Raw genomic sequence first — 496 nt, forward strand, 5'->3', positions numbered from 1 at the left:
AGTATACGATAAGCAGCAGGATGTTTTTCTCTCAGCACTTAATGATCTGGATGATGCAAATTCACTGATCACTGCCAATACAGCTTCAGTACAAGGTGATATTGTTTACAATGGCAACATGCAGAAGTGGAAGCAGTTAATCAATACGTTTTCTTTAAGAATATTAATGAACCTTTCTGCTAAAGAGAATAATACCACTTTAAATGTTAAACAGCGCTTTGCTAACATTGTTAATAACCCCTCAAAATATCCGTTGTTTTCCAGTAATGCCGACAATGGACAGCTTAAATTTTATGATTTGGTGAATAACCGTTACACTTATTACTTGAACGCCGACTTTCATACTGCCATTTATATGGAAGCAGGCTATGTTGATTTGTTGAAGAGCTTAAACGACGTAAGGTTATTTTCATTTGCAGATAAAGCCCCCAATTACACAAATTTACAAACAACTGATTTTAATGCTTATGGCGGTGCTAAGGGTAGCGCTGTAGTT

General features: G+C 36.1%; 1 protein-coding gene. It reads left to right on the top strand.

The genetic code is table 11. The annotated features are described in order from the left end of the window. On the top strand, nucleotides 1-496 hold a 496-nt coding region (locus RAD16_RS40740), incomplete at both ends, for a SusD/RagB family nutrient-binding outer membrane lipoprotein (protein ID WP_458163662.1).

This window comes from Bradyrhizobium sp. 18BD (assembly GCF_054185225.1).